This window comes from Endozoicomonas acroporae (assembly GCF_002864045.1).
Taxonomy (GTDB): Bacteria; Pseudomonadota; Gammaproteobacteria; order Pseudomonadales; family Endozoicomonadaceae; genus Endozoicomonas; species Endozoicomonas acroporae.
The window spans coordinates 1-10,573 of the sequence record NZ_PJPV01000002.1 but is presented as its reverse complement, the minus strand read 5'-3'; the positions used below and the strand labels follow the sequence as shown (position 1 = coordinate 10,573).

The 10,573-nt window shown below is 51.5% G+C and carries 8 protein-coding genes; 6 read left to right on the top strand and 2 right to left on the bottom strand.

Features of this window, described 5'->3' with window-relative positions; all coding sequences use genetic code 11:
* The first annotated feature begins 365 nt into the window (after positions 1–365).
* The gene (locus CX664_RS00175; RefSeq protein WP_101744765.1) at positions 366–971 is read left to right on the top strand and encodes a MarC family protein; all 606 of its coding nucleotides are present in this window, start codon (positions 366–368) and stop codon (positions 969–971) included.
* Between the two features lie 241 nt (positions 972–1,212).
* On the opposite strand, the gene CX664_RS00170 is transcribed toward CX664_RS00175, so the two are convergent.
* Positions 1,213–1,800, bottom strand: coding sequence for a thymidine kinase (locus tag CX664_RS00170; RefSeq protein WP_101744764.1), 588 nt, complete (start codon positions 1,798–1,800; stop codon positions 1,213–1,215).
* A gap of 170 nt (positions 1,801–1,970) precedes the next feature.
* Here CX664_RS00170 and CX664_RS00165 point away from each other — a divergent pair, with 170 nt between their 5' ends.
* The 4 genes from CX664_RS00165 to CX664_RS00150 all read left to right on the top strand — a co-directional run bounded on the left by CX664_RS00165 (position 1,971) and on the right by CX664_RS00150 (position 8,902).
* Complete coding sequence (locus CX664_RS00165; RefSeq protein ID WP_101744763.1) at positions 1,971–4,463, top strand: ATP-dependent helicase; 2,493 nt, start codon at positions 1,971–1,973, stop codon at positions 4,461–4,463.
* A gap of 129 nt (positions 4,464–4,592) precedes the next feature.
* Positions 4,593–6,212 (top strand): ankyrin repeat domain-containing protein, encoded by a 1,620-nt coding sequence (locus CX664_RS00160; protein ID WP_101744762.1) that lies wholly within the window; start codon positions 4,593–4,595, stop codon positions 6,210–6,212.
* Positions 6,213–6,326: 114 nt separating this feature from the next.
* Positions 6,327–8,033 (top strand): RING finger protein, encoded by a 1,707-nt coding sequence (locus CX664_RS00155; protein WP_180966330.1) that lies wholly within the window; start codon positions 6,327–6,329, stop codon positions 8,031–8,033.
* A 131-nt stretch (positions 8,034–8,164) separates the two neighbouring features.
* Positions 8,165–8,902 carry a hypothetical protein gene (locus CX664_RS00150; protein WP_101744760.1) on the top strand — a complete coding sequence of 246 codons (738 nt, stop codon included), beginning with the start codon at positions 8,165–8,167 and terminating at the stop codon, positions 8,900–8,902.
* A gap of 464 nt (positions 8,903–9,366) precedes the next feature.
* Here the strand turns inward: CX664_RS00150 and CX664_RS26080 are convergent, their stop codons facing one another.
* The gene (locus CX664_RS26080; protein WP_180966329.1) at positions 9,367–9,522 is read right to left on the bottom strand and encodes a hypothetical protein; all 156 of its coding nucleotides are present in this window, start codon (positions 9,520–9,522) and stop codon (positions 9,367–9,369) included.
* A 97-nt stretch (positions 9,523–9,619) separates the two neighbouring features.
* Here CX664_RS26080 and CX664_RS00145 point away from each other — a divergent pair.
* Positions 9,620–10,573 (top strand): hypothetical protein (locus tag CX664_RS00145; protein WP_180966328.1); only part of this gene is annotated, 954 nt, incomplete at its 3' end.

The following is a 10,573-nucleotide window of genomic DNA, read 5'->3' as shown; positions in this document are numbered from 1 at the left end:
CCCCGGCATAGCCGGGGGTTTACCTAATGATTAATTAACTCAGGCTCTGTTATATTGTTTTTTCGAATAAAAAAATAAGAATGAATTATATATAGTTAGAGATAGCCAAAACATAGGTACTGGTCACTTTTTTTCCTGCTGTGCACCTAATCACTGGACAATTGACGTTTGTCTTATTTAATTGAAGAAGAAGGAATATTTTTATTCAGTCATGGTTGCCATTTTCCCAGGATGTGTACAGGAACCATGAAATAAAGAACAGATGTCGTCAGGTATTTGCGCAGTTTGACCGCTTTTCCCATGCCATAGGAAAGCTGCCCGGCCTCATCCTATAACACCCATAACCAACATGGGCAGGTACTATTATGGAGCTTTTCTTTAAAGACTTTATCATGCTCTGGTCCACCATTGACCCGGTCGGCACTCTGGCACTGTTCACTGGACTGACGGCACGACTGTCAGAAACGCAAAAACACCGAGTCGCCCTGAAAGCAACCATTTACGCCTTTGTCATCCTCCTTGCGGCACTGGTTCTTGGTCAGATTATTCTAAAGGCGATGAACATCCAGCTGATCTCTCTGCAGCTGGCAGGTGGAATCATCCTGTTCCTGTTCGGCTTGCAAATGATTTTTTCTGACCCTGAGGACAGTTCCGGATCCAGGGAACCCGGTCACCAACTAGCCGTATTCCCTCTGGCGGTCCCCTCCATTGCCAGCCCCGGGGCCATTATGGCGGTGATTGTACTGACCGACAATCACGCCAAAACCTTCAGCCAGCAGGCCATGACCGCCGGTGCCATGACGCTGGTGCTTCTGGTCACCTGTGCCCTGATGCTGTTTGCCGACCGGATCTTTCGGGTGATTGGCCACAATGGCTCGGCCATTATCATCCGGGTAATGGGCATGATACTGGCCGCACTGTCGGTAGAACTGGTGATGACCGCCCTTGGGGTTCAGCGCTGGATGAGTTAGGGATGGTCAGTAACCTGCCTGCCGCCCGAAAAAGGCAGGCTGCTTATGCTTATGCTTATGCTTTTGCGGGCAGCGGGAAGCGCTTAGGAACTGTCCTGAAATAACTTCTACATCCGATGCTGTCCAGTAAAGAAAAAACCTTGCCACGGAGTCACGGAGGCACGGAGAAAAGAAAAATTTTTTTCCCCTGTGACTCCGTGCCTCCGTGGCGAAAAAGAGGAAGTTATTCAGAGACAGTTCCTTATCTCCCAAGCCCCATCATCGACTTATAGTGCTTTCGACAAACAGAAAGATAGCGATCATTGCCCCCTATCTGCACCTGGCTGCCGCTTTTTACCGGCTTACCATCACCGTCAAGACGCAGCTGCATATTGGCCTTTTTCTCACAGCACTTGCAGATGCTTTTCAGCTCGGTAAGTTCATCAGCAATACTGAGCAGCACTTCACTGCCCGCAAACGCCTTACCAAAAGCATCGGTGCGCAGGCCAAAGCAAAGTACCGGAATACCCAGCACATCCACCACATCCGACAGTTGCCACACCTGCTCCGGAGTCAGGAACTGTGCTTCATCGACCATAACACAGGCGATATAGTCTTCACTGTGCTCTCTGGCGATTTGCTGCTTCAGGTCATCACTCTGGGAAATGGCCACCGCTTCACTTTGCAGGCCAATCCTTGAGGTGATTCTGCCGACACCAAAACGGTCATCAATCACCGGAGCCAGCAACAACACCCGTTTACCGGCACTCTCATAATTATGAGCTGACTGCAAAAGGTAGGTACTCTTGCCTGAATCCATGGAAGAAAAATAGAAATAAAGTGAAGCCATTACACGGTGATCCTTGGTGTTGATGGCCTCATTATTCCGTCATTGTCGCTTTATCTCCACCGAAATTTCCGTACCCCGGCTTCGGAAGATGACGCGTGCGCTATCTATAGAAGTCGCGCAAATTTTGCTAGCCTTGCACTTTCCAAACGCTATCAACAGCACCTGACTGAATGAAACTGACGCCCCACCAGCAAGCAGTTGCCGACCACGATAAAGACCATGCCCTCTGTATTGCCGTGGCTGGCTCGGGCAAAACCTCAACCCTGGCACAATTGGTCAGCAACCTGCTGCGCAAAGGGGCTGACCCGCGTCGATTGATGGTGATGATGTTTAACAAAGCGGCCCAGATCGACTTTTCCAAAAAGCTTCGAACCCTGGCCAGTAGTCCGTTGGCAGACTTGCCGGAAAACCAGCGGCAGCTCCCGGAAATCAGAACCTACCACGCCACAGGGCTGAAACTGCTCAGAACCCTGGAAGGCTGGCAGGTAAGAACCCCCTACAACAAACAACCGTTATCGGAGAAAGTCGTTGAGCTACAGGTCAGGACACTGATCCTGAAACTGGCACCGGAAACCATTAAGGACCGGATGCGCTCGGATGCCGCCCGTCTGATCGAAGCGGCCATCAGCTTTATTGAATCGGTCAAAGCCCATTTAACCAGCCCTGAGCTATGGTTTGAGCAATCCGGTTATACCGATGACTATCGCTTTTTCATCAAGCTGTTTCATCAATTTGAGCAGTGGCGCCATCAACAGCGATCAATCACTTTCACCGATATGCTGTACGACCCGGTGACACTGATCCGGGCACATCCGGAACTGGTGCCTAAAGTGGCTGATAAAATGGACTTTATTATCGTTGACGAATACCAGGATACCTCAACCCTTCAGCATCAGTTTACCCGGCTGATTGCCGGACAGCGGGCCAGAATGATTGCCGTTGGTGATCCCGACCAGACGATCTACGAATTCGCCGGTGCCAATATCGACAACATTCTGAACCATTTTCAGCAGGACTATGGCACTACCGGTGACGTTAAAGAACTCACCATGCCCCACACCTTTCGCTATGGTCACAGTATTGCCCTGGCTGCCAGCCATTTAATCAGCCAGAACCGGTCCCGCAAAAATGTGCTCTGTATTGCCCACCCGGACAACGCGCCCTCCCTGATTCGCATCAGCCAACCGGGTGCAGACGACAGTCGTTTTGTGGTTGAGGCGCTGACCGAATATCTGGCATCCGGAACACCACCGGAAGATATTGCCATTCTGGTGCGGGTCTGGGCCCAGGCCGTGCCCATTGAGCTGAACCTGCTGGAAATGGGTCTTCCCTACAGCAGTGATGGCCCCTCCCTGTTTCAAAGGCCGGAAATTGCCTCACTGATCGACGCCATGACCCTGGCCAGTGATGGCTTTGCCGGGCTACTGCCAGAGGTGCGTTACCATAAGTTGGCAAGACTTCTGACCCTGCCCCATATCGGCCTTAAACAACAGTATATTGACTGGCTTTGCCAGCAGCTGAAGGAAGAGAGCCATCAATTTGGCAAGACCCTGGGCAAGCTGGCAGCCAACATCAAAGACATCAGTGACTTTCAGGTGCGAAAACTGACACAAAGGGCAGAGCTGTTCTCATGGCTGGAGCACAATGGCAACAAACACAAGGCCCATACGCTGATCGCCCGGTATATTCAACAATCCGAAATATACGACAGCCTTAAATCCATGAGCCTCAATGAACAAAGAACGGATGAACAGATTCTGGCGATCAAAGGTTTTCATCGCTTCCTCAAACAGCTGAACGAAGACACCGCCCACTGCTGCCTGCACATTGCTGAATTAATCGAGAAGCAGAAGCAACAGAAAGATCAAAGACAACGATCGAGTCACGGCATCAAGCTCAGCTCCTGCCATCGCTCCAAGGGGTTGGAATGGCCGGTTGTGTTAATCCCCGGGCTGACCCGCCAATACTGGCCGTTCCTCAGGGAGGATGAAATGGCTAACCTGTCGGCCAGGACCAGTAATGCTATTGAGTCTGAGCGTCGCCTGCTCTATGTCGCCATGACCCGTGCCAGACAGCAATTACACCTGTTTACCGCGCAGGGCGAGCTTACCAGCCCTTCCAAAAAAGACGCCAAAAAAGACGCCAGAAAAGATTCCGGAAAGCGTTCATGGTCAGCTGATAACCAACCCCTTGCCGGAAAAGATCGCCAGGGAAAAGATCGCCAGGACAGCATCAGCCCCTTTTTACTGGAAATGAACCTGCCCCATGTCTTATCCCTGGGCAACCTGCTCCATGAAGATGCCGATGACGACCTGGCTGAAGCCATCAATAAAATTGGTCTTACGCCAGTATCAAGACGCTACGTCTGCTCAGCTCGCCCGGCACTGACCGAAAGACTGAAGGCAGTGCCCAACCTTGCGATAAACGACGAATCCACAGGCTATGCCAACACAGGAGCCAGTAATGCCCGGTACATAGCCTCCGACGCCGACGCCGACGCGCCATGGCAGCTCAAAGCCATTATTGATCATGCCATCTTTGGTCGCGGAGAAGTGATTGAGGTTAATGACCGTAATTTCTCCATCCGTTTTGACTGTCGCCAACACGGCGTCAAACGGTTTGCCAGAATTGAAGAGGTTCGCCATCTATTCAGCGTGCTCTGAATTACCGTGGCTGTTTTTATACGACTATAAACGCTTATCAAGAAACACCTTGTTGACAATGCTGTTTTATGGAATTTTTCCTGTTGTTTTCAGTCCTAGTCATTATCTGCATCAAAACAGCCCAAAGCAATGAATAGCGTCAGCAGCAACACAAATCCATCATTTACCTGTTCTATCTGCCTTGGTAGCAACGAAGTCACCACAGGGCAATCTGCCTGGCACACAACACTGGTCCGAACTTCCTGCCAACCAAAACCCCATATTTTCCACCTGGGATGCATCACCAAATGGCTTGACAGTGACCAGCAAGAAGGAAAAAGACTCGATCAACGCCAATGCTGTGATTGCAAACAACCGGCACTGCCGCTGGTTCGTCTGAACGGAAGCCGCATCCTGGAAAACGAATCATTTTATTGTGAATCCCTGGTGCTTGATGTCTGTCGCACCGGGGATCTGACAACACTGAACAAACTTCTGGCCCTTGATGCCAGTCTGGCAACACAGATTTACCTCTCCGCGGTCACGGATTGGGCTGTATACCCGTTAGCTATCGCCATTGATTCCGGCCATATCGATTGCGCCCAGGCACTGATCGACCACCAGGCCGATGTCAATGCCGCTGATCAGGAGGGTCAGACGCCCCTGCACATTGCGGCTGAGAATGGCAACGTCCAGTGCCTGAAATGGTTGGTTACCCATGGAGCTGGTGTCAATGCCACCAATAAGTTCTGCGAAACGCCCCTGCACATTGCCACCAAAATCGGCATAACCGAGGTCCGTCAACAATACGTTGCCAGGGGCATAAATATCGATGAAGCCTTCTCTGGCTACCGGATGCTCAAACAGTATGCCAGCAAAAAAGAAAACGACACAAGATGTCTGAAAGAGCTGCTTGCTAACAGCGAAGTGAATACCAATGCCAGTGATTACGACGGCGTCACGCCCCTGATGATCGCAGCATTATGGGGCAAATCCGAGCATCTCAAATGGCTGCTCGACGCAGGAGCAGATAGCAATATCACCGATCAAACAAACTGGACAGTTCTCCACTTCGCTGCCTTAAGCGACTGTGCAGACGCCATCGATATGTTACTGCCCTATGTTCACCGCGACAGGGTCAGCAGGCAGGATATTTATGGTTTTACAGCTATCCACTTTGCGGCCATAAATAACTGTGCAGAATCCCTCAAGGTGTTGCTGGCCACTCCCGGCTCCCGGGTCAATAAGCCGAATTACAAGGGCTTGACCGCTCTCCACATCGCAGCCAAACACGATAGTGCAGAATCCATCAAGGAATTACTGCTCGCTCCGGGCACCTCGATCAATAAGAAGAGTTACAAAGGCTTGACCGCTCTCCACATCGCTGCAAAACACGATAATACCAAGTCCGTTGAGACACTACTGGCCAATCCAGACATCCGGGTCAATATGAAAACCAACAATGGCTGGACCGCTCTCCAGATCGCTGCCAAATACGGCAATGCAGGATCTGTCAAGGCGTTACTGGCCTCTCCCGGCATCCAGGTCAATAAAAAGGTTAATGGCAGGACGGCTCTGCACCTGGCGGCAACACACGGCCACTTTGGGTGTATCGAAGCGTTGCTGTTCGCTCCGGGCATCCAGGTCGATGAGCATACTGACGATGGCATGTCGGCTCTTAGCTTAGCGGCCATCCATGGCCACAGCCGGTGCATGGATCTCCTGATTGTATACGGGGCCTGGCATATGGAACACCAGTCAACAAATTAGCGGGACTCGGGGCTAACACTGGCATTGCATCCATTAAGCGTTGGTTGCGACAGAGAAATGCCTCCCGGGGAACCAAAACAGATAACGCATGCCGATTCAAGTCAGATAAAGAACATGCAAGTACCAGGCTCGGCCCAAAATAACCAGCCAGCGACTGCTTATCAAACTGAGCTGGACAACTGCCCTGTTTGCCTTTCGCCGTTTGCAGGAAAAAGAGTCGTGGTGACCGATTGTCAGCACATGTTTCACAGAAAATGCCTGAGGCGTTGGCAACTGGAAGAAAATATCTGTCCTCTATGTAGAACCACTCTTAACCAAAGGAGCGCCCAACAAAGGACTATCGTCGAGCGCTACACCCCTTATCCAAATCGAAACACCCGTTCGCTATTTGCCGCCCGCCCCGGACGCTTCTATCCCCCCGGCCTTATGAGCTGGTTGAGCCAACCCGGCACTCACCCCAGCCTGCAGGACCTTGACGTTACGAGAGCCATGGCAAGCATGACTAACGGGCGCAGCTCTCTTCGGATGACGCATGTAAACCAACTCCTCAGTCTCCCTTGCCTGCAGGAAAACGGCGTATTGAACCGGCCCCTTTTTATGATCATTGCAAGCATGATGCGAGGGCGAGGGTTACCCCAAATGAGGGCGCTGGAACTATTCATCAATCACCCCCGCCTGCAGGAAAATGGCGCAGTGGACCTGTCACTTTTCTGCACCATTGAAAAAATGATGTACGAGCGTGGGTTACCTCGAATAAGTGAGCTGGGCCGTTTCCTCAATCACCCCCGCCTGCAGGAAAATGGCGCAGTGAACATGCCCCTTCTCACAGCCATTGCAGACATGATGGACAGGCGTGGGTTACCCCCAATGGGGCAGCTGGACCGACTCCTCAATCATCCCCGCCTGCAGGAAAATGGCACAGTGAACATACCCCTTTTCACAGCCATTGCAGGCATGATGGGCGGGCGCGGGTTACCTCGAATGGGGGAGCTGGAGCGACTCCTCAATCATCCCCGCCTGCAGGAAAATGGCGCATTAAACCTGCGCCTTTTCAGAGTCATTTCAGATCTGATGCCACGTCGTGGGCTACCCCAAACGGTGGAACTGGAGGCACTCCTCAATCACCCTCGCCTGCAGGAAAACGGCGCATTAAACATGCCCCTTTTCAGCGCCATTGCGGGCATGAGGAACTATCAAGGGTTACCCCGAATGAGTCAGCTGGACCGCTTCCTTAATTACCCCTGCCTGCTGGAAAATGGCACATTCAACCTGCCCATCCTCTACGCCATTACTGGCATGATGCATGGGTACGGGTATCCCGGATTGCGTGAGTTGGAGCGACTGATCAATCACCCTCGCCTGCAGGAAAATGGCGCATTGAACATGCCCCTTTTCATCGCCATTACGGACATGATGCACCAGCAAGGGTTACCCCGCATGGGGGAGCTGGAGCTGCTCCTCAATCACCCCTGCCTGCAGGAAAATGGCGCATTCAACATGCCCCTTTTCAGCGCTATTGCAGGCATGATGCACAGTCAGGGGTTACCCCAATTGAGGGAGCTGGAGCAACTCCTCAATCACCCTTACCTGCAGGAAAATGGCGCAGTGAACATGCCCCTTTTCAGCGCCATTGCGGGCATGATGCACAAACAGGGGTTACCCCAATTGAGAGGGCTGGAACAACTCCTCGATCACCCTCAACTGCAGGAAAATGGCACATTGAACCTGTTCCTGTTATGCAACATGGCAGTGGCCATGCACGGGCGCGGAATTCCATCTTCTGCTGAGGAGTTGAACACTATGATCCGGCAGTACTTATAGCGGTTACTGCTAGCGGTTACTGCCACTGACGGATTGATTGTTAGCAATACTAACCAGGAGGTCAGTTTAAAATCTCAAAAAATATAATAACTTGGATAAAAATTAACCCGATAACAAAAAGGAATATTAATATGCTTAATTATATTAAGATAAAATCTCTTGCCCTGGCCCTTCTAAGTACCTTTGCCTTGATCAGTATCAGTTTCGCATCAGAGCCAATCTTTCATGGACAAAGCTCTGAAACTGAATCCTTCGCGGCAAAGCTTGGTATTGAACGCCAAGTTTATTATCCATCTGAATCCCAGCTATTTGCCTACTACGCCCATGTTGAAGCTGAATCCATGGCAAAAGTGGACAGCACCGAAGCCAAACTGATCCATCAGCAAATCAACCAATTGATTTCCGGTTTTACCCCCCGGGAACCGGATGCAATACACATGCACCTCGACCATCAGCACAAGGATAACGGCCGGTTTGATGAGTTATACGATGTATTGCAGGCAAAAGCAGAGGAATTGGGACTAACTGTGTCTTTACGGGAAAATTCCAATGCCAGCCCTTCCCAGTACCCACCCATACAACGCTCCAGTGTTCTGGAAGTCATGCTGGGAAAACCTGAAACCATGAACACATTCATCAATTACGCGGCCGACACCTATCAGCAGTACCTGACAACAGAAAAAATGAATCCGGCAGATTCATGCCTGTTTGTTCACCCCCAGTACACTCCGGACGAGAGTAATCCCGCAGAACAATACCTGTTCCATTATAAAGGGGATATCATGTTGAGTAATCCAGTCAACTGCGCTGTTTCCCACAACTATGCGATCAATCTGCTGAATAGATTACTGAACATGCAAGGTAGATAAAGCGCATATCATTAAGAGTGAAAAATCAGCGTTATTTTAACAGACAGGCCAGTCTGGACATCCGGGCTGGCCTGACACATGGTGTCAATGAGTTTGACGGGTTGTCGTGCCTCCGCACTCCGTTCGTCCTGAGTCTGTCTCCGAGTAGAAGAGGCCGTTACCGACCTCAACCCTCAGTCGAGTCACCCAAGGGAACCGCCTCCTCAGGACTGGGTCGAAGGAGCCACCAATTGTAGCTCCAAGTCGGGTCAAGGGAGATACGAATTGTAGCTAGCAATCATAGGCTGCGGACTGAATCTTTTTTGATCAGTTACACGTTCCTCCGTGGGAATGCATACACTGCCTATCCGCAGACTCCACTGTTCACTATTATCTGATACCTTAAGCAGGCCCGGTATGCATTGCCACGCAGAGTGAGGTTGCGTCAGATCAAAAAGCGGTTAATGGAACCACATGCGTTGCGTTTATACCTCCGAGTGCTTGCTCCTGTCTCCATCGACAGGTGCTTTCTGACGTCGTTGCCTACTCGCTGGAATGGCCTCCAGTTCAGAGGTATCCGCCACCGGCTCAGACGGCACCGGTAGTACAGATCGATGCCCTGGCAACCCATTGTAATCCATAAGCCGGTATGTGCCTGACCTGCGTTGGCAATAGCGGTAAATGCACGCACCCCCAAAACATATCAGCACCAGGCCGGCTCCCGCGGCGATACCGATTATGGCACCGGCGCTCAGGGAAGATGCCAGCGGTGCCACCGTGGTGGTCGACAGCGCTATTGCAGTGGTCATTGGCGCAGAAGCAGGCGCTCTGGAAGAGGGTATGGTGGTTCCTGGTATTGTGGGCTCCCAGAACGGTGGCGTGGCAACGGTTGGCTGTGCCATCGTAAATGGTTCAAAAGGGGGACCGGCCAAGGTTATGGTTTTCCCTGCTACCCTGATCGTGGTTTCCTTGACCGGTATTGGCGTGACGGTTGACGGTGCTATCACTGTGGACAATGTCGCAGAAGAAGTCGGGTCGGCATCAGCTATGGAGGTTGACGGTGCCATTGTTGCGGACAATGTTTCAGAAGAAGGCGGGTCGGAAGCAGGTGTGGCGGTTGACGGTGCCATTGTTGCGGACAATGTTTCAGAAGAAGCCGTTTTGGAAACAGGTATGATGGTTGACGGAGCTATCGCTGTGGACAGTGTCGCAGAAGAAGCCGTTTCGGAAACAGGTATGGTGGTTGACGGTACCATCTCTGTGGACAATGTCGCAGAAGAAGCCGTTTCGGCAGCAGGTGTGGCGGTTGACAGTGCCATCGTTGTGGGCAGTGTTGCAGAAGAAGTCGGGGCGGCATCAGGTGTCGCGGTTGACAGTGCCATTGTTGTGGACAATGTCGCAGAAGAAGCCGGTTCTGAAACAAGTATGGAGGTTGACTGTGTGATCGCTGCGGACGGTGTCGCTGACAAAGCCGTTTCGGAAACAGGTATGGCAGTTGACGGTGCCATCGCTGCGGACAATGTCGCAGAAGAAGCCGTTTTAGCAACAGGTATGGTGGTTGACGGTACCATCGCTGTGGACAATGTTGCAGAAAAAGCCGTTTCGGAAACAGGTATGGCAGTTGACGGTGCCATCGCTGCGGACAATGTCGCAGAAGAAGAAACCGGTTCGGAAACAGGTATGGTGGGTGAC